This window comes from Clostridium aestuarii, from assembly GCF_026735135.1.
In the GTDB taxonomy this organism is placed as follows: domain Bacteria; phylum Bacillota; class Clostridia; order Clostridiales; family Clostridiaceae; genus Clostridium_H; species Clostridium_H aestuarii.
Genome location: NZ_JAPQER010000013.1, coordinates 1 through 20,513, shown reverse-complemented (window position 1 = coordinate 20,513; position 20,513 = coordinate 1). Strand labels below are relative to the sequence as shown.

The 20,513-nt window shown below is 27.6% G+C and carries 16 protein-coding genes, 8 tRNA genes, 2 rRNA genes, 1 other RNA gene and 1 other annotated feature; of the genes, 4 read left to right on the top strand and 23 right to left on the bottom strand.

Annotated features, from left to right (window positions below; genetic code table 11):
- Window positions 1-59: 59 nt before the first annotated feature.
- From ffs to OW763_RS16210, 7 genes are all read right to left on the bottom strand, one after another.
- An RNA gene (ffs, locus tag OW763_RS16240) (signal recognition particle sRNA large type) lies at window positions 60-323 on the bottom strand.
- Window positions 324-327: 4 nt separating this feature from the next.
- Window positions 328-417 (bottom strand) — tRNA-Ser (locus OW763_RS16235).
- 149 nt (window positions 418-566) lie between these two features.
- Window positions 567-1,565 (bottom strand): hypothetical protein, encoded by a 999-nt coding sequence (locus OW763_RS16230; RefSeq protein WP_268042577.1) that lies wholly within the window; start codon window positions 1,563-1,565, stop codon window positions 567-569.
- Between the two features lie 430 nt (window positions 1,566-1,995).
- A tRNA-Ser gene (locus tag OW763_RS16225) sits at window positions 1,996-2,088 on the bottom strand.
- 29 nt (window positions 2,089-2,117) lie between these two features.
- Window positions 2,118-2,576, bottom strand: coding sequence for a nucleoside deaminase (locus OW763_RS16220; protein WP_268042575.1), 459 nt, complete (start codon window positions 2,574-2,576; stop codon window positions 2,118-2,120).
- 60 nt (window positions 2,577-2,636) lie between these two features.
- Window positions 2,637-3,128, bottom strand: coding sequence for a hypothetical protein (locus OW763_RS16215; protein WP_268042573.1), 492 nt, complete (start codon window positions 3,126-3,128; stop codon window positions 2,637-2,639).
- 236 nt (window positions 3,129-3,364) lie between these two features.
- Window positions 3,365-3,441 (bottom strand) — tRNA-Arg (locus OW763_RS16210).
- A 198-nt stretch (window positions 3,442-3,639) separates the two neighbouring features.
- Here OW763_RS16210 and OW763_RS16205 point away from each other — a divergent pair.
- The 4 genes from OW763_RS16205 (at window position 3,640) to OW763_RS16190 (ending at window position 7,716) form a co-directional block, all read left to right on the top strand.
- On the top strand, window positions 3,640-3,945 hold the full coding sequence (locus OW763_RS16205; protein WP_268042571.1) for a phasin family protein: 306 nt from the start codon (window positions 3,640-3,642) through the stop codon (window positions 3,943-3,945).
- Window positions 3,946-4,009: 64 nt separating this feature from the next.
- Window positions 4,010-5,611, top strand: coding sequence for an ABC1 kinase family protein (locus OW763_RS16200; RefSeq protein WP_268042569.1), 1,602 nt, complete (start codon window positions 4,010-4,012; stop codon window positions 5,609-5,611).
- A gap of 47 nt (window positions 5,612-5,658) precedes the next feature.
- The gene (locus OW763_RS16195) at window positions 5,659-6,750 is read left to right on the top strand and encodes a putative NPN-dependent ornithine cyclodeaminase (protein WP_268042567.1); all 1,092 of its coding nucleotides are present in this window, start codon (window positions 5,659-5,661) and stop codon (window positions 6,748-6,750) included.
- A 78-nt stretch (window positions 6,751-6,828) separates the two neighbouring features.
- Entirely contained in the window at window positions 6,829-7,716 is an 888-nt protein-coding gene (locus OW763_RS16190) for a phosphatidylserine decarboxylase (RefSeq protein WP_268042565.1), read from the top strand.
- On the opposite strand, the gene OW763_RS16185 is transcribed toward OW763_RS16190, so the two are convergent.
- From OW763_RS16185 to OW763_RS16110, 16 genes are all read right to left on the bottom strand, one after another.
- Window positions 7,711-8,442, bottom strand: a complete 732-nt coding sequence (locus OW763_RS16185; RefSeq protein ID WP_268042563.1) for an MBL fold metallo-hydrolase — start codon at window positions 8,440-8,442, stop codon at window positions 7,711-7,713. The genes OW763_RS16190 and OW763_RS16185 overlap by 6 nt on opposite strands.
- Before the next feature lie 200 nt (window positions 8,443-8,642).
- A tRNA-Arg gene (locus tag OW763_RS16180) sits at window positions 8,643-8,719 on the bottom strand.
- 134 nt (window positions 8,720-8,853) lie between these two features.
- A tRNA-Ser gene (locus OW763_RS16175) sits at window positions 8,854-8,944 on the bottom strand.
- Window positions 8,945-8,970: 26 nt separating this feature from the next.
- Window positions 8,971-9,061, bottom strand: a tRNA-Ser gene (locus OW763_RS16170).
- A gap of 52 nt (window positions 9,062-9,113) precedes the next feature.
- Complete coding sequence (gene serS / locus OW763_RS16165; RefSeq protein ID WP_268042561.1) at window positions 9,114-10,394, bottom strand: serine--tRNA ligase; 1,281 nt, start codon at window positions 10,392-10,394, stop codon at window positions 9,114-9,116.
- A 136-nt stretch (window positions 10,395-10,530) separates the two neighbouring features.
- Window positions 10,531-10,736 (bottom strand) — a binding site (T-box leader).
- A 54-nt stretch (window positions 10,737-10,790) separates the two neighbouring features.
- Complete coding sequence (locus tag OW763_RS16160; RefSeq protein WP_268042559.1) at window positions 10,791-11,021, bottom strand: DUF1667 domain-containing protein; 231 nt, start codon at window positions 11,019-11,021, stop codon at window positions 10,791-10,793.
- 22 nt (window positions 11,022-11,043) lie between these two features.
- On the bottom strand, window positions 11,044-12,435 hold the full coding sequence (locus OW763_RS16155; RefSeq protein WP_268042557.1) for an NAD(P)/FAD-dependent oxidoreductase: 1,392 nt from the start codon (window positions 12,433-12,435) through the stop codon (window positions 11,044-11,046).
- 123 nt (window positions 12,436-12,558) lie between these two features.
- The gene (locus OW763_RS16150) at window positions 12,559-14,775 is read right to left on the bottom strand and encodes a hybrid sensor histidine kinase/response regulator (protein WP_268042555.1); all 2,217 of its coding nucleotides are present in this window, start codon (window positions 14,773-14,775) and stop codon (window positions 12,559-12,561) included.
- A gap of 185 nt (window positions 14,776-14,960) precedes the next feature.
- The gene (locus tag OW763_RS16145; RefSeq protein WP_268042553.1) at window positions 14,961-17,678 is read right to left on the bottom strand and encodes a UPF0182 family protein; all 2,718 of its coding nucleotides are present in this window, start codon (window positions 17,676-17,678) and stop codon (window positions 14,961-14,963) included.
- An 8-nt stretch (window positions 17,679-17,686) separates the two neighbouring features.
- The gene (locus OW763_RS16140; protein ID WP_268042551.1) at window positions 17,687-18,859 is read right to left on the bottom strand and encodes a DUF362 domain-containing protein; all 1,173 of its coding nucleotides are present in this window, start codon (window positions 18,857-18,859) and stop codon (window positions 17,687-17,689) included.
- 35 nt (window positions 18,860-18,894) lie between these two features.
- A complete protein-coding gene (locus OW763_RS16135) occupies window positions 18,895-19,407 on the bottom strand; it encodes a transcription repressor NadR (protein ID WP_268042549.1) in 513 nt (170 codons plus the stop codon).
- Between the two features lie 50 nt (window positions 19,408-19,457).
- Window positions 19,458-19,958 carry an HDIG domain-containing metalloprotein gene (locus tag OW763_RS16130; protein WP_272507527.1) on the bottom strand — a complete coding sequence of 167 codons (501 nt, stop codon included), beginning with the start codon at window positions 19,956-19,958 and terminating at the stop codon, window positions 19,458-19,460.
- Window positions 19,959-20,068: 110 nt separating this feature from the next.
- Window positions 20,069-20,144: transfer RNA gene (locus OW763_RS16125), tRNA-Ala, on the bottom strand.
- 3 nt (window positions 20,145-20,147) lie between these two features.
- Window positions 20,148-20,224, bottom strand: a tRNA-Ile gene (locus OW763_RS16120).
- A gap of 8 nt (window positions 20,225-20,232) precedes the next feature.
- Window positions 20,233-20,349: ribosomal RNA gene (gene rrf, locus OW763_RS16115) — 5S ribosomal RNA — on the bottom strand.
- A gap of 72 nt (window positions 20,350-20,421) precedes the next feature.
- A 23S ribosomal RNA gene (locus tag OW763_RS16110) occupies window positions 20,422-20,513 on the bottom strand; the annotation flags it as partial.

Below are 20,513 nucleotides of genomic sequence, written 5' to 3'. Positions count from 1 at the left end.
ATAATATACTATAAATAAAAAAAAGATGCTTTAAAAGCATCTTTATAAACAATTTAAAATCGTGCACCTCGCGTCGACAGTAAAACATAAGCGTTACTTATACAGTTAACTCAAATCAGGTTTGCCCACGGCACACGGAAGGTCTCACTTACCGCTGCTTCCTTCCGGATCTGACGGGATTCATGAGTTTCCGTTGCGTGGGGCCCAACTATCAACGCCACTTATATAAGCCAGACCTCACATTTTAAAGCCTCGACGAGGAATTCGACCCTGCTATAGCGGATTGCAGGTACAGGGCACCGCTAACTCCCCATCTAGCACGACTTTTGGCGGAGAAAGAGGGATTCGAACCCTCGGTAGAGTTTCCCCTACACACGCGTTCCAGGCGTGCTCCTTCAACCTCTCGGACATCTCTCCAAAATTTAAACTATTTAATTTTGAGTAGCAAAGACTATTATACTATCTATTTACCTTTATTTCAATAGTTATATCAGTATTTTTGTGTAGAATTAATTAGTAAATATATACCTTATATACTATAAAGTAAAAGTAATGAATATTAATTATTAATAAACTAATTTAGTAAGTTCATCCTCTTTTAATCTTATTATTTCATCAACAGCATTTTTATATTCATCCATTTGTTCATTACAATATCTTATTATTTCTTTATTTTCTTCTAATATAAGGTTAGTCCATATTGTATCAGTCATAATATCATCATTGCTTAAGTTTTGAAATTTATCATCATATTCTTTTTTTGTTTCTTGAATAAACCTATTTTCATTTTTATCTTTTTTTTCTTTTGCTTTAGCTATTTTTTGTTCATATTTATTCCACATATTATCAAAAGAGTTCTTAATAGTTTCTTGTAATTTTAATTGTTTTGCTTTTCTAGTCTCCACATTATCTTTTGCAATTCTTTCTTTTTCAGCTCTTTGTTTTTCAGCTTCAGCATCTTTATTTAATTTATTCTTCTCAGCCATATAATTTAGTTCATTTGTTTGATTTAGTGCCTTATCCAATTCTGTTTGCTCTTGAGATGTTATAGTAGAAGGGTTGCCATACTTTTGTTTTATCTTTTCTTCCACTAATTTTAAACTTTCATCGTTTTTAGTTTTTTCTGCATTGTATTCTGCTGAATTCTTATTAATTATATTTGTCTTTTCTGCATTAATTTTAGCAATTTCCACTTTAAGATTATTATTGATTTTATCAATTGTACCTTTATTTTTGTCTTCAAGTTTGTTTTCATATTCTTTTCGTTTTGTTTTATCTTTTTGTACTATATCTTTTTCAAAAGCATCTATATCTATTTTGCTTTTAGCTAATCTATCTTCTTCTAATTTTTCTCTTTGAACCATATATTCTTTTTGGACTGATTTTTTCTTTTTTAAAAAGTCTTCAGTTGACATTTTACTTTCATTATTCTGTACCTGTTGCTCTTGAGAATCTATAACTGAAACATCTTTATTTTCTTTTTTAAAAGGATTTTTTATACTACAAGCACTTAACACTAACATACTAATAATAAAAAGACATATAATATATAACTTTTTTCTCAATTATCCACACTCCTAACTTCAATACACATCTACAAATACACATATATATAATAACTATTAATTTAAACTACTTTATTTATCGTAAGTATTTTTGTAAAATGTACATATTTTTCAAAACATTATTGAATATTTAAATTATTAGTGTTATTATTTAATTAAAAATAAAGTAGAAATATAGTTTTAAAAGTAGTTTTTTGTATTTTTATTAAGGAATTAAATATTTAATTTTCAACAAAAATGCCTTAAATAAAAACCTGCATCATCCCCTTTGTGTAGGTCTTTTTTAAAAGTTCATGCAAATTTGCATGAACTTTTTTTATACGATATCTATCCCCGCTAATGCTCCATCCTGTATAGGCGGTGAATCCATAGCTAAGAGTTTTAAAGCTTCAGATGGAGTAAACCCACCTGAAGCTTAGAATTCTCTTTATGGCGGAGAAAGAGGGATTCAAACCCTCGGAACACCTATAAGACGTTCACCTGATTTCGAGTCAGGCACCTTCAATCACTCGGTCATTTCTCCATATTTTGTTTTTTATACCTTTTATTATATCATATAAGTCTATCCTTATATCTTTTTCTTTTGAAAAACTCAACTAAAATACCACTACACCTTTCATCATACATCCATTTAACATCAATAAAACTATTCAATGAATCATTCTGTACTACATTTAATACAGATCCACAACAGCCTGCTGCTGGATCAAATGTGCCAATATAAAGTTTTCTTATTCTTGATTGAATAATTGCGCCTGCACACATTGGACATGGTTCCAATGTAACATACATCTCACATTCACTGAGTCTCCAATCATTTAAAACCTGGGAAGCTTCTTTTATAGCAAGTATTTCAGCATGTGCTGTTGGATCCTTCCGTATTTCCCTAAGATTATGAGCACTTGCAATAATTTTATTATCTTTTACTATAACTGCTCCAACAGGAACCTCATCAAATTTTTCTGCTATTTTTGCTTCTTCTAGCGCTTTTTCCATAAACATTTTATTCATATAATAACCTCTTTTATTTCCTTTTCTTATAGAAAACATTAAGTAGCACTTAATTCTTAATTAATTCAGGTATCGCTTTAAAAATTCAATATATTTTTTTTCATACTCCAGCATTTGGCTTAAAATTTTATATGTCTTAGAATCTACATCTACTGCTTTTTTTACTAACCTTCCTTGAATATTTATAATAAGTGCATTATTTTCTTTTTCAAAATCTAATGCTATTTTCCATATTTCACCAATGCTCTTAGGCTTTACATTTAAAATATAAACTTTATTCTTATATTCATTAACTAGATATGAAATTTTATTATATATTACAAAATCAATTTCCTCAATGTCTGCATTATCTGTATTTTCTATCTTATATTTTAACTGATCATAATATTTAATATGTCTTTCTTGTTCCTTTTCTAAAGCATTTGCTATTACTTTAATTGATTGATCTACATTGTCTTCCTGCAAAATCCCCTTATAAATACCTTGTACTTTTCGTTTTATACTAATAACCTTATCTATAATATCTACTATACTATATCCTATTTTTCTCATCTTCTTTCTTTCTATTATTTATCTCTTTTATATTAAATTATATTTAACATAAACAGATTTAATAATAAAAACTAAAAATAGGTGATTTTTACAAATATATTTCACTATATAAATTATTTCTAAGTTTATATCTTTTTATCCAAACATTTTTAATATATCCTTAAATATTTTTTAAAACATAAAAAAATAACCATCCAAGCAAATTTCTTAGGAGGCTATTTACAATAATTTAAACCTGGTGCACGCGAGAGGAATCGAACCCCCGGCCTTCCCCTTAGGAGGGGGACGCTCTATCCTACTGAGCTACGCGTGCTTATATTAACTTTCATCTTAATATTTTATTCTAAAAATAAAATATTGTCAATATTTTATAAAATTTTTCATAGGAATTTATTACAACTTTTTATTAAATTTACAACTAGTTATTATTAATATTTTTTAAAAAAGTGTATAATATATATAAATAATTGATTTTTTAATATATTACTCAATTATGAGGAGGTTATTTATTATGGTAGATGAAATCAAAAATATTTTCTTAGCTGGCATAGGTTCTGCAGCATATACTTATGAAAAAGCTTCAAAATTAGTTGATGAATTAGTTGCTAAAGGTAAATTAACTATCGATGAAGGAAAAGATATATCTCAAGAATTAAGAAGAAATTTTAAAGATAAAGCTAAAGAAACTAGCGATAAAATAATACCATTAACTAAAGAAGATATGAAGGAACTTTTAGCCGAAATGAATTTTGTGACGCGAAATGAACTTGATGAAATAGAAAATAGACTTTTAAAGTTAGAAAATAACCAAAAATAAGTTAGAAGCCCTAATAAAAAGTTAGGGCTTTTATTTTAAAATTGAAATGAGGTATAAATATAGTATGGCTAAAAATTCTATTCAACGATTTAAAGAGATAGTAAAGACACTTGCCTTCTATGGATTTGGATACATTGTAGATACTAAAATTAAAAATGATACTAAAGCACCTGCTAACCTACGAAAAGCCTTTGAAGAGTTAGGCCCAACCTTTATAAAAATTGGTCAAATACTGAGTACACGATCAGATATACTTCCTCAAGATTACATAGAAGAACTTTCAAAGCTTCAAGATAATGCACCGAGTGAACCTTTTGAAAACATAAACAAAGTATTTTGTAGTGAGTTTAATAAATCTATTGAAGATGTTTTTAAAAACTTTGACAAAACCCCTGTTGCTTCCGCATCTATAGCACAAGTACATAAAGCTGTTCTTAAAAATGGTAACGAAGTGATTGTAAAAATCCAAAGACCTGAAATTTCGGAAAAAATGGCTATAGATATATCTATTCTTTATAGAATTATAAAGTTAGGTAAAACAGCCTTCACTGATGCATTAATTGATCCTAAAGAAGCCTTAGATGAACTAAAAACCGCAACAGAACTAGAATTGGATTTTAAAAATGAAGCTATCAATATATCTAAGTTTAAAGAACTTAATAAGAATATAGCATATATACATACACCTTATGTAATAGGAAATTTATCAACAAAAAAAATCTTAACTATGGAAAAAATAGATGGTTTCAAAGTTGATAACATAACTAAATTAATAGAACAGAACTACATTCTTCAAAATATTGCTAAAAATCTAGCTTTATCCTATTGTAAACAAATATTCGAAGATGGTTTTTTTCATGGTGACCCTCATCCAGGCAACATACTCATTAGTAATAATAAAATTTGCTTTATAGATTTCGGTATTATGGGAAATCTTTCTGATTCTTTGAAAAATTCTTTAAATGATATGATGTTTGCTGTTGCATATAAGGATGTAAATAAGCTTGTTTCTGTAATAATGTCTATAGGTATAAAAAAAGGTTACGTAAATAGAAATAAATTATTTGAAGATATAGATTATTTACTGGCAAATTATTTATCTACCTCTCTTGAAAATATAAAAATTTCTGCTTTACTTGAAGATATATTTGATACTGCAAAACGAAATAATCTTAAAATGCCAAAGACTTTTACTTTGCTTGCTAGAAGCCTTATAATAATTGAAGGCGTAATAACAAAACTATCTCCTGAAATTAAAATAATAGATATAATAGTGCATTATATCAAATCAAATAATAAATTTAATCTATTAAACGACTTTGACATTAATGAAGCTTTAATTCGTTTTGTTGCTTTTGGAAAACATACTTCTAAACTTCCCACTAAATTAGTAGAATTAAGTGATAGCTTAATACAGGGAAGAACAAAAATACAGTTAGAACATAAAGATTTAAATAAAAACATTAACCAATTAAATAAAATGGTTAACAGAATGACTCTAGGACTTGTTATATCTTCTATGATAATAGCCTCATCCTTGATAATTAATTCAAATATAGGTCCAAAATATCAAGATATATCATTGATAGGTATTATAGGCTATGGAATAGCTGCAGTTATAGGTCTTGGACTCCTTTTATCCATAATACGTTCTGGAAATATATAAAATATTTTACATTTAACACTAATTATATTATATGGAGGAATTTATAAATGAATTTTGAATTACCACAATTTATAGCACCAAATTTTAATCAAGATTTTCTTATAGATGCACCTAACTGCACGACTATAGAAGTAATAAAAGAAGGTGTTGCACCTAAAAACTATCATGCAATGTCAATTTATCCTGAATATTTTAAAATAAATGGAAACTGGGTACTTCCTGTTGAAAGTCGTATGGACTGTGTTCCTGTTGTTGTTACTAATAATAAAATAGAAGTAGTAGAGTTTAGAAATCTTAATATAGGGGATAAAGTTGTAGTAGGACGAACTGAAGATGCTAGTGAAGGTATATATGTTTACACCAAAGGCTTTAAATCTAAAAGTAAAAATAAAGATACTTTTGCATTTAGATCTAGAAGGTCACGAGAAACTGCATTTTCTAAAGATTATGATGAACTTTATGAAATATTAAAATATGATAGAGAACATGGACATATTGTATGGGTTCTTGGACCAGCAGTTGTATTTGATTATGATACACGAAAAGCTTTATCACTTCTTATAGAAAAAGGATATGTTCATGCTATTATGGCTGGAAATGCTATGGCTACTCATGATTTAGAAGCTGGTTTACTTGGAACAGCCTTAGGACAAAATATATACACTCAAGAATCCATTCCAATGGGACATTATAATCATTTAGATTTAATTAACGAAGCTAGACGAGCTGGATCACTTGAAAACCTTATAGCAGAAGGAAATATAAAAGATGGTGTTGTACGAACATGCATAGAAAACACCATTCCTTTAATTCTTGCTGGCTCTATAAGAGATGATGGTCCATTGCCACCAGTTATTGCAAATGTTTATAAAGCGCAAGATGCAATGAGAACACAAGCAAGAAAAGCAACCACTGTTATTTGCTTAGCAACTACACTTCATACAATAGCTACTGGGAACATGACACCTTCTTATACTATAAGAGATAATAAAGTAAGACCTGTTTATATATACAATGTTGATATATCGGAATTTGCTACTAATAAACTAGGAGATAGAGGTTCTTTAGAAGTTAAAACCATAGTTGCTAATGTTCAAGATTTTATGGTTCATTTAAAAAATAATTTAATAAGTTTATAATTTAATTACGTTTGTTATTTAATTGATGTTAATATAAAATAAATATATATTTTATATTAATTTATGTGAGGTTATGATATGATTAAATATTTTAATAGGCAGACAAATTCCTATGAAATAGAACAAGTTGCTGGAGATAAATACTTACAATGGACTTATTCTTCTCCTATAGGAATGAAGATTTTAGAATTAATAATAAAGAAAAAAATATTTTCTAGTATGTATGGATGGTTTTGCGAATCAAAACTAAGCAGAAGTAAAATTCAAAAATTTATAGATGAATTTAATATAAGCGAAGATGAATTTTCAAATCCTAAATCTGATTTTAAAAATTTTAATAATTTTTTTACTAGAAAATTAGTACAAGAAGCTCGACCTATAAATTATAATAAAGATATACTTATATCACCTGGTGATGGTCGACTTTTAGCTTATGAGAACATCGATATAAATAAATTAATACAAGTAAAAGGTCTTACATACAACTTAATTGATCTTATACAAAATAAAAAATTAGCAAAACATTATTCAAATGGAACTTGTATTATATTAAGACTTTGTCCAACAGATTATCATAGATTTCATTTTATTGATGATGGAGTTTGCGATGAAATACATAGCATAGAAGGAAGCTATTATTCAGTAAACCCTATAGCCTTAGAAAAGATTCCTAAATTATTCTGTGAAAATAAAAGAGAATATACTATTTTATATTCTAAAAATTTTGGCGACATAATTTATATTGATGTGGGAGCTACATGCGTAGGCTCTATAATACAAACTTACACACCTTTTAATCCTATAAAAAAAGGAGAAGAAAAAGGATATTTTAAGTTTGGAGGCTCCACAATAATACTATTCTTTGAGAAAAATAAAATAAAAATTGACTCTGATATAATAGAACACACAAAGAAAGGCTTTGAAACTAAAGTACATATGGGTGAAAAAATTGGTCTTAAATCATAAATTTAAGACCATGCCTTGTTTTGCTTTGATTATTTCTCCCTTAAATTCATTTTTAGCTTCACCTACTAATATTTCTAGTTCTCCATAATGAGGAAAATGTGTTAATACTAATTTCTTAATATTTGAAACAGACGCAATTCTACCAGTTTCTCCTGCCGTAAGATGTCCTTTTACCAATCCTAATTGATTATTAAACAAAGTACATTCACATAACAATATATCCGCCTCTTTTGATATGTCCATAATATTATCACACCACTCAGTATCTCCAGTATACACTAAAGTTTTTCCTTTTTGTTCTAATCTCATACATAAAGAAGGTACACTATGATTTGCCCATTTAAAAGTAATGTTTAAATCACCAAAATTTAATTTCGTGGTTTCATCAATTTTATTTGCTATACACATATCTTCATATTTTAAACTTTCAAATTTATTATCTAAACCATGAGCATATATCTGTAGAGGTTTTTTTCTCTTCTCCATCATAAATGAACTCATAACTTGATATTGAAAACAAAATATATCTGACATATGATCATTATGATAATGAGATAAAATCACAGCATCTATATCATCTAAATTTATATAATTTTGAAGTACTGAAAGTACTCCTGAACCACAATCTATAAGAATATTATAATCTCCACTTTCAATTAAATAGCCTGATGCTGCTTCATTTTTTTCAGGGAAAGCTCCCCAATAACCTATAATTGTAATTTTCATATGTACTTTCCTTTCTAAAAATATTTTTATTATATAAGAAATTTAAATAATTCTAAAATCATATAACTACATGCCATCTTCAAGAAATATATATTATATAGTTTTTAAGTTTCACATATATATTATACATATTTTTATATGTATAACACTATCAATAAAAAATCAAAAAAATAAAAGCCCTTGAAAATCAAGGGCTTTTTTGGTGCGTCGGAGAAGATTCGAACTCCCGACCAACTGGTTCGTAGCCAGCTACTCTATCCAACTGAGCTACCGACGCAAAATAATTTATTTATATTCAACAAATCTATATTAACATATGAATTGTAAAAAATCAAATATTTTTACAATTCATATGCAGCATAGTGTTTAGTCATGCTACACAATAAAAAACACCCAATAATTTGAGTGTTTTGGCGGAGAAAGAGGGATTTGAACCCTCGCGCCGGTTACCCGACCTACGCCCTTAGCAGGGGCGCCTCTTCAGCCGCTTGAGTATTTCTCCATGCGTCTTACATTAATAAGATTTAATGGCGGAGAGATAGGGATTCGAACCCTAGGTGCGCTCTCACGCACGCCGGTTTTCAAGACCGGTGCCTTAAACCAACTCGACCATCTCTCCACATTACGACGATACTTATTATATCAATTTATCGCCGTATTGTCAATATTTTTTATTTTATTTTTTCTTGATTTCTCATATATGGTCTTAGAGCCTCAGGAATTGTTACTGTTCCATCTGCATTCTGATAGTTTTCAAGTATTGCTGCAACAGTTCTTCCAACAGCTACACCTGATCCATTTAATGTATGAACAAATTTTGGCTTATCTTTTGCATTATCTCTATATCTTATGTTAGCACGTCTTGCTTGGAAATCTTCAAAGTTACTACAGCTTGATATTTCTACATATCTATTGTAGCTTGGCATCCAAACTTCTAAATCATATTTAAGTGCTGCTGTAAAGCCTAAATCACCTTTACATATTCTAACTACTCTATAAGGTATTCCTAACCCTTTTAATATATTTTCAGCGTCATTAGTTAATTTTTCAAGTTCTTCATAAGAGTCTTCTGGTTTAGTAAATTTAACAAGCTCTACTTTATTAAATTGATGTTGACGTACAAGACCTCTAGTATCTCTTCCTGCTGAACCTGCTTCTGCTCTAAAACATGCACTATATGCAGCATGTTTTAGAGGAAGTTGTGTTCCATCTAGTATTTCATCTCTATAAAGATTAGTTACTGGAACTTCTGCTGTAGGTATTAAATAATATCCATTGTTTTCAACTTTAAACATATCTTCTTCGAATTTTGGAAGTTGACCTGTTCCTACCATACTATCTCTGTTAACCATATATGGAGGAAGTATTTCTGTATATCCATGGTCTCCTGTATGTACATCTAAGAAATAGCTTATAAGGGATCTTTCAAGTCTTGCACCCATTCCTCTGTATACAGTAAATCTTGAACCAGTTATTTTTCCTGCTCTTTCAAAATCTAGTATTCCAAGATCTACACCTACATCCCAGTGAGCTTTTGGCTCAAAATCAAACTTTGTAGGTTCTCCCCATCTTCTTATTTCAACATTATCCGCATCTGATTCTCCAGCTGGAACACTTGGATGTGGTATATTAGGTATTCTTAACATAATATATTTTATTCTTTGATCTATTTCATTAAGTTGTACATCATGTTCTTTTATTTCATCTGAAAGCTTTTTCATTTCAGCCATTATTTCACTAACATCTTTTCCTTCTTTTTTTAGCTTTCCAATTTGACTTGATTCAGCATTTCTTTTACCTTTTAATTGTTCAACTTCAACTAATATGTTTCTTCTTTTTTCATCAAGAGAAACAACTTCATCTATTAATGCTACATCAAAGTCTTCTCCCCTATCTAACATTATTTTTTTTATTTCTTCTGGATTGTTTCTAATTTTTTTTAAATCTAACATACTTATTACCTCCATAATATTATATTTAAATTAAACTCTTTATTTATAGCAAATATTTTTAAACACACTTTAAAAATACTGCAAAGCAATATTTTTAGTTTCTGCAATACAAAAAGAGCCTTTTCGCCTACTTTACAGTAGGGACGAAAAAACTCCGCGTTGCCACCCTAATTGGTTTATATATAATATAACCCTCTTACTTATCTCTTTTAACGACACTTGGCCGTATTGCTCATCACAATCCCTCCGAGGTGGATCCACAAAATACATGCTATCGATTCACATCAACCATCGACTTTCTTAAAACACATACTAAGTTACTAGCCTCTTCAACAGTTTAAATATTGATTAATTATTAATTATAATTATAATCTCCAAAAATGTCAATAATTTATTTTATTTTAATATATTTTTTGTACAAATTATATCTACTCCAGTATTTAAAATATTTCTACATATAATGTCACCTATCTTTAATGGAGTACCTACATGTATTCTGCTTAAAGCTTTTGAACACTCTATTAATAGATTTTTATCAATAGGTTTATTGCTTCTTACAGGTACTACATTAGCATTTATGCCTTTTACTCTTACAAGAGATGTAAAAATTTTTTTAGAATCTCTCATAAATTTTCACCTACCTATATGATCACATCTCATCAAATTCTTTTATCCTATTTAATAAAATCTTAGATTTTTTTGAATCTTTAACTATATCTGTTAAATCTTTGTTAGTCTCTCTTGCTAAAATAGATACTATCTTACTCATACAATATGCACCTCTACAATTTCCATACCCAGCACCGGTTCTTCTCTTTACTCCTTCTACAGTACGCGCTCCAAGAGGTCTTCTTATCGCATCTACAATCTCACCTTCTGTAACCTTATTACATGCACATATTATTTTACCATATTTTTCATCTAAATTTATAATTTTTTTTCTTTCCTCGTTAGATAAATCTCTAAATCTATATATTTCTCTTCTTTTATCATTGAAATCACTCTTAAACTTACAGTTTAAATTATTTATTATAGTATCTTTTACTATTTGAGCAATAGCCGCTGTCATTGTAACTTCAGCATAATTTTTTCCTGTAATTTTAATATATCCGTCATGCACTAAACTATCATCTATAACTATATTATTATCATAAAAAGGTACTTCGTAAAAAGTATTAATGTCACTAGATTTTAATCCACAAATTAAATAATTAACTTTTTCATAACATTCGTTATAATTTGTGTCCTTTTTAGTATTTATAGCTACTAAATGATTTTCTTGAACTGTAGGGCACATACACATCATTTCTTGATCTTCATTAAAGCAAAACACAATATTAGAAAAGTGTCCTTTAAAGCTTTTTTCTATTAAAAAATACTTTAAGTACCCTTTGTTTTTATAGGTCTTTTCTTTAACTCCATCTACATTATAGTCTTCTGGAGTTGTATTTATAACCATTCTGCATTTAAATTTATTTTTGTTTGTAATAACTTTATATCCTCTATTTAGTTTTTGTATGTCCTTAACTTCTTCTTCAAGCTTAAATGTAACACCATTATCAAAAGCTACTTCACCATAAGCTATTGCTAAATCACATGGACAAATTACCCCTGTATTTTCAGAATACAAAGCTTTATTAACCTTTAAATTTAAATTAGGCTCTAATTCATAAGCATATTTTCCATCTAAAAGAGCTATATTAGAAATTCCTCTCTTAATTGCTCTATTATACATTTCTTCTAATCTTTTTTCTTCTTTTTCATTTTGAGCAATTATTAAAGAAGATTTTTGGGTATATGGAAGATTAAATTTTGAAACCAATTCATTTATTATATTATTTCCTATTGATTCTAATTTAGACATAATATTATTATCACATTGTACTCCATCATAAATTATAGATGAATTTACAATAGCTACATCATCTGCTATATCATAATCTTTCTCTATAAGTGCAATATTTAAACTATATTTTGATAATTCATATGCTATTGCACACCCTATTAATCCTCCGCCTAATATAAGTACATCGTAATCCATATTAATCCTCCCACAATCCTTATGCTACACTCAATTTTTCTACTACTTTATTATTATAAGCTTTTTTTGAATAAATGCACAAATATAAAAAAATAAGGCATTAAATAATAAAAATTCAACACCTTATTTTTTCTTACTTTTTTGATAACTAGTGAATAATTCTTCTATTCTTTTTTTATTTATAGGCTTATTTAAAATTCTATCTACATTAATACTTTTTTCTTTGGTTAAATTTCCAACCCATCCTGTCATTAAGCAAAAATAGATATCTCTACTAAATTCTTTTACCATTTCAGCAATCTCTAATCCATTAATATTAGGCATAGAAAAATCACATATTACTATATCATATTTTCTTCTTTGTAATTCAAGTTGTATTTTTTCTAAACTTTCTCCATTATATTTTTTAACTTTGCATTTAGTCATTAATTTTATCATTTGCGAAACTATTTGTCTGATATTTTCTTTATCATCTATAACTAAAACATTGCCTGAAAAATTAATATATTCTTTTAAACCATTATTATTATCTTTTTTCTCTTTAACCTCACATACAGGTATTTTTATTTTGAAACATGTACCCACATTTTCTTCACTTTCTATTTCAATAAATCCACCTAAAGATTGTATTATATTATAAGAAACACTAAGTCCAAGACCAGATCCTTTATTTCCTTTAGTTGTGAAAAAAGGTTGAAATATTCTTTTCTGGATTTCCTCATTCATTCCTATCCCATTATCTTTAATTTTTATACTAACAAATCCTTCTCTTATAGTGCTTAATATTTCTATATTTCCTCCTATAGGCATCGCATCTATAGCATTTCTTATAATATTTATAAAAACTTCTCTTAATTCAGTTGGATTCCCTTGGATTTTTGAATTAGAGTCTAACTTAGTAGTAATATTAATTTTAACTCCATTTAAAGTACTTTCTGTTCCCCATTTATTTTCAGTTAAATGTACTGCATCCATAATAATATTATCGACATTAAATATTTCTAACTCATTGCTAGTATTATAGCTTTTATTAAGTTTCTTTATCTTATTTGTAATATTACCAACATCATAAGCACACATTTCTATTATGTTTAATTGTTTAAGTATTGACTTATCTTCTTTGCACCTTTCCTTTAACAATTGAACTGAACCAATAACTGGAGTTAATATATTATTTATATCATGCGTAATACCAGCCGCCATTTCTCCCATAGCTCTTAATTTTTCACTTTCAATAAGTTTATTTTGCATATTAAAAAAACTTTCTTGTTTTTTAATAAGATAAAATGTAGTTTTACAAATTGATTCCAAACACTGTATACTATCTTTAGGAATAGTTTCGTTATTATTTTTATATCTACCTACCCATATAACCCCTTTGATATTTTCATCATATTCTACACTGACTCCAATTATTGATATTATATCTAACTTATCTAAATTATTTCTTAAAATCTTATCTTCTATCTCATCTATATTCACATATATACTTATTCCTGTGTCTATAATTTCTTTATTGTATTTTTTTTGATAATATATAAGTTCCTCATCATTTATCAAATAATATTTAAGTTTTTTTATAAGACCATGGTAACTATGTAGTAATATATTATTTTCATTTTTCTTGCATGAGCTATACACACAGCAAAAATCCAGATCACAAAGATCTCTTAACTTAGCTAAAATATTATGTCTAAATTCATCTTTGTGAAAATTCATAGATATGTTAAACATAGACTCGTTAAATATTACTAAATTATTATTTTGATTTTTAATTTCTGCATAAGATTGAAGAAATTTTATAGCTTTTTTGAAATCGTCTTTTTTATTAAATACAATATCATTACCTGTATTAGAAATAATTAGATTTTCAAATTTTTCACAAAAATCATTAAAAGTTTTAAAATCATATTTTCCATTATTGGTATAAACCATATTTTTTATATTTTTTTTAGAACAACATTTTAATACTTCATTAATATAAATATTAAGCTCTTGTAGTATATTTTTTTTCTTAATTAAATTTTTAAAATCCCATAAAATTCTAATTTTTCCCTTTATTTTAGATAATTTAGGTATTATAGTAGAAAAATACTCACAGTTAAAGTTATTAGCATCATAGATTTTTATTATAATATTACCTAAATATATATTTTTAATTAAATATTCAGACGAACTTTTAAATATATCTTTTAATTTTTTATAATATATACTATCTGTAAATATTATAATCTTCTCATTTTTATATAAACCTTGTAAAATATATTGCTTAAGTATATCTGGAAAATTATTTATATTAAGTTTTTCTGTATTTATACATATACTACTTTTTCCATTCATTATTTCTGTCCTCTCATACTTATAAATACTTTAGTAACTAATTTATTTTATTCAACACATTTTTTATATTTCCTTTAGATTCTAGAAAATTTTGTATAAAAAGAGTAAAAAACATAAAATATTATTATATTCTCGTTTCTTACTCTTTTTTATTTACACTTTATTAAATTTTTTTATCAAATAAATTATTCAGATATATTATTTATAACGTCTCCCAATTCTTTTATATACTGACCATATTTTGCCCAATCACCATTTTTCTGAGCATCTAAAGATTTATTATATAGTTCTTTAATCTTTGTAATATTTGTATCTGAACCCTCTGTTTGATCATCTATCTTAGTACTCTCATCTTGTCTATTATCTTCATATTTAAATAATTTTCTAAGAGCATCATTAATATCTGTAGCCAAAACCATCTTATCTGAATAAGAAACTACCACTCTTTTCATTTCAGGAATACTTCTCTCACCTTGAGCTCTTAAATAAATAGGTTCAACATATAATAATGAGTTTCCTACAGGAATAATCATAGTGTCTCCAAATTTAACTTGTGACCCTTCCTTATTCCAAAGAGATAATTCTTTTGATATTGCAGTGTCCTGATTTATTTTTTGTTTAAATAATATAGGACTATTTACTGTTTCAGCATTTGTTGGAAACTTATATAAAACTAATTTTCCATAATTATCGTTGTCCATTCTAGCTCCCATTAAAGATACCATATTCTCTCTTTCATGCTGATTAAAATATTCAGTTAAAACCATCTCTTCTTTTTGTTCTTTTGGTAATTTCATAATAACGTACGATGCTTCATTTATAGAATTTTCACCTTCAACCTGTTTCTGATTTTTAGCTATATCCCATATATTAGGACTTCCATAAAATGAATTAGCATTATCTACATGATATTTTTCCATTACCTTACATTGCATAATAAAATAATCTTCAGGATATCTAAAATGTTCTGTAAATCCTTGTGGTACTTCTTCTATACTCTTAAAAAGTTTTGGGAAAATTTTCGAATAACTTATAACTATAGGATCATTTTTATCTACTAAATAAAAATCTATATTTCCATCATTTGCATCTATTATTACTTTTACAGAGTTTCTTATATAATTTATATCATTAATAGGTTCTGAAAAAGGATATCTATTAGATATTGTATATGCATCAATTATCCAATATAATTTACCATTATTTACTACCATATATGGATCATTATCATATATTAGAAAAGGTGCTATTTTTTGAACTCTATCTAATACATTTCTGTGTATTAAAATTTTACTATTATCGGTTATATCTCTTGATAATAAAAAATTCATATCTCCTTTATTTATAGAAAACAATATTCTATTTAAAAAATTAAGTTTAATACCTGCTTTTCCTTCATAACTATTTGTAGCATTTTCTCCTGTTTCTTTTGGATAATCTAGTTCTTTTAAATTTGTATTAACTATAGCATATTCATTTGTTCTTTCTCCAAAATAAATTCTTGGATTATTAATTTCTATATTAGATGTATTTTTAACAGGCATATTCTTAATAATAAAGTCTGGCTTACCTTCTTTTGTAACAGCATTAACTCTACTCATTACAATACCGTATCCATGAGTATAAGTTAAATGTTTACTTTGCCATGTATTAGCTTTCTCTTGCAACTTAGAATATTCTAATTCTCTTGGAGCTATGAATACTTCCCTATATTCTCCATTTATATTATATCTATCAATATCAGCATCATTAAATTGATAATAACTTTTTTTACTCTGAACTTGATTATAAAATTCTAGTGCTGGTACTACAGAATTTATTTTTATATTATCTATGGTAGCCTTATTATTTTGAATAACTTTTTTTGTGATATTATTAGTTAATGGATACTGTTCTTGTTGAATTTTATCAATACCGAAAGCTTTTTTTGTATATTCTATATTATATTCTATAAAAGGAGTTTCCAATCTTTTTTCATTTGATTTTACAACAAGTCTTTGCCACATTGTAGAAACTATACCTTCTGAAAATATTAAAGCAATGATTACTATGACAGATACTATTATAGGCTTAACCTTAGCCTTTAAAACACTAATGAATATAACTACAGCCGCAACTATTGAAACAATAACTGTACCTTCATAAAATTTCAATGTTACTTTAGAATCTGTATAACTAGCCCCAAAAACTACTCCTCTTGGAGAATAAACTAAATTCCAAGCTTTTATAGCATATCCTAAAGATATAAAAATTAATAATAACGCACCTGCAACAGCAAGTTGTTTTCCCGCAAATTTTGTAATTCCACTCTTAAAACTAGTTACCTTTGATAATTTTTCAACACCTTTTCTATTAAAAGGTATTTTATCTTTAGCATTTAGTAAAATATATAGTCCTACTGTAATTAGCACTAAAAACATTAAGAGTGATATAGCTGCTGCATGAAGAGACTCTATTAATGGTAATTTAAATACAAAAAACGATATATCCTTATTAAAAATAGGATCACTGATATTAAACTCAGTTGCATTAGTAAATTGTAATATTCTATACCAATAAGTAGATGCAAAATTAAAAGATATAAAAAGTGAAATTATAACATTTAATAACATAGCCATTTTTCTTTCTTTTTTATCTTTTTGTAAGTCAACCTCTACAACAGTTTTCCATCTTATAATACTTTTTCTTATACTTTTGTAATAAAAACTTATTATAATAAAACAAACTATAAATATTGGTATCATCAACTTTAACATAGCCGTTATTTTAGTAAAATACACAGATAAATATCCAACTTCACTAAACCATTTAATATTAATTACAAAATCGACTATTTGCTTTAAAAACATTATTCCCATAACAATTATAAAAAAGACTAGTATACCTATATTCTTCTTTTTCATTGAATTTATCACCTCTTATCCATTTTTAATATTTTACCTAGGGTAGAATATTTAGTTTCTATTGCACCCACTGGACAAAGTTCCTGACAACAAAAGCACCTTATACATCTAGACATTTCCCATCTTGGTATACTTTTACCATTCTCATTAATCATTGATATTACTTTTGGAGTTTCAGGACAAACTTCTCTACATCGTCCACATCCTATACATTTATTTTCTATTAAAGTTGGATTAGGTGCTATCATTTTTCTTAAAAAATTAGTAACAGCAGGACTAATAAAATAAAAATTTCCACCCTTTCTACAAAGCTTAAAATCAGATGGCTTCATGTTTTCAATAGTTTCACCTAATATTTCTATTTCGTCTGGTAAAACAGCCCCCCATTTACTATCATAAGCTTCTTTTAAAACAGGAGTATCTAATGGGTTATCATATCCTATAAGTCTTACAGCAACCGAATCTACTGCGGTTAGACTCTTTCCCATTATTATTGTATCCATTTTTTTAGGATTTCCATTCTTAGGTCCATTACCTTCCATAGCAACAATTCCATCTAAAATCGCAAAATCAGTTTTAACTAAAGTATTTAAATCTAAAAGCATTTTACAAAAATTATTAGCATTGGGCATCCTTGTATGCCATGTAGCTTTTTGTGTTCCTGGCACACATCCAAATTGATTTTTTACTGCGCCTGTATAATAAGCCATCGCATGGGTTTTAAGTTTTGGAAGTGTTATTAATACATCTGTTTCATAAGCTGCTTTAGCTATATTCCAAGACCTACATAAAATAGAATCTTCAAGCTTAATATGAAGGCTTTCTTTGAAAGGATCAAATTTAACTCCATATTTATCTGCAACTTGGATTAATCCTGATCTTTCAGCAGCTTTTTTCGAATCTCCAAATCCAGGTGAATCTCCAAAAGATATATTACTAGAATAATCTTTTATTATTCTTATTACTGCTTCAAATAATTTGTAATTAGTTACTACTGGAGATTCCTTTTTTTCTATACTAAGCATATTAGGCTTTAATAATACTTTACTTCCTGTAGAAATTAACTCTCTTAAAAACTTATCTCCACCTAATAATTCAAAACCTTCTCTAAGAGTTTTTTCTATAAGATTTACATCATATTCATTACATCTTAGAAGTGCTACTTTCTCCTTTTTTTTCATAAAATTTTTTCCTCCATGAAATTTCTAACACTAAATTACTCTATAATATACCCTTTTTCCTTAAGTTCTACAATTATATTATTTAAATTTTCTTCACTTTCAACCTCTATAGTGTGTAAATGTATTCCTCTAGTAAGCGCTAAAAGAGGAGCTGCATCATACTTTTTTACCTTATTAATAAAATTTTGAACATCATAAAGAGTTTTTATCATCAGCATTGCCTTAATTTCACCATATACAGGGTGTTCTACAATTACATCTTTTATTATTCCACCATATTTAATTATAGATTTTAATTCATCTTCTATATCTTGTTTACTATGTGAAAGAGCTAAAATTTTTTCCATATTATTTTTTTCTGCTTTAGGCATATAATATCCTTCAGGTGTAGCTATTATATTACTTCCTGCTGCTCTTAAAATAGCTATGTCTTTAACTATTACCTGTCTTGTAACTCCTAAACTCTCAGCTAATTCTTGTCCTTTTTTAGGAGATTCAGATTTATTCAATAACTCTTTTATATATTCTCTTCTATCTTTTGAACTCATTTAATCACCACCCATATTTATAATATAACTATATTATACATATTCTCAATTTAGCTATGATCATCACAGTATTTTAGTATATCTAATTCTTTATCTCCTATTATATCATTATTATGATGGTTTTTTACTAGATATAGAAATCTTTCATCATATCCATGTTTTTTTAAAATAAAATATCCTTTTTCACCATGGTTATAATAACAATCTACTACTTTTATATTCATAAATTGTTTTATTTTTCTTCTAGAACATTTATCTAATAAAACAATTAAAGCTTTATAAATATAATTTAATTCACTATCTATTTTTCCTATGTCATGAAGTAAAGCAGCTTTAATAAGCATATATTTTTTGTTTATATTATGTTGTAAATAAATATTTTCTACAGCTTTAGCTGTCCTTATTGAATGTTTTTGTTCATCAACAGCTAACTTACTAAATATATTTATTTCCTCTTCGCTTAAATACATTTTTAAAAATTGTTTATCTTGTACATTTATCTTTGAGTTTAATGCCCAATAAAATTGTTTTATTCTATATATAAGCACCATATCCTTTCTTTTTCATTTCCTATCCTATCTTTTATAATATCATATTATAAAAAAAAAAAAATAGCAAAAAAATAGAAGACAGTCATTAAAAAGACTGTCTTCTATAATTATGGTGGAGATAAAGAGATTCGAACTCTTGACCCCCTGCGTGCAAGGCAGGTGCTCTCCCAACTGAGCTATACCCCCATATGGTGGACCTTCAGGGACTCGAACCCCAGACCTACCGGTTATGAGCCGGTTGCTCTAACCAACTGAGCTAAAGATCCATTTTTTAACCCGGCAACGACCTACTCTTCCACATCGTTTCCAATGCAGTACCATCGGCGCTTTGAAGCTTAACCTGCGTGTTCGGAATGGGAACGGGTGTTACCTTCAAGCTATGACCACCGGATTCACTTTTGGTTGACAACTTAATTTAGTTTGAATTTGAATTATTCTTTCAAAATTACACAGTGATATTTATTTGATCAAGCCCTCGACCTATTAGTATCGGTCAGCTGAACACGTTACCGTGCTTACACCTCCGACCTATCAACCTGGTAGTCTTCCAGGGGT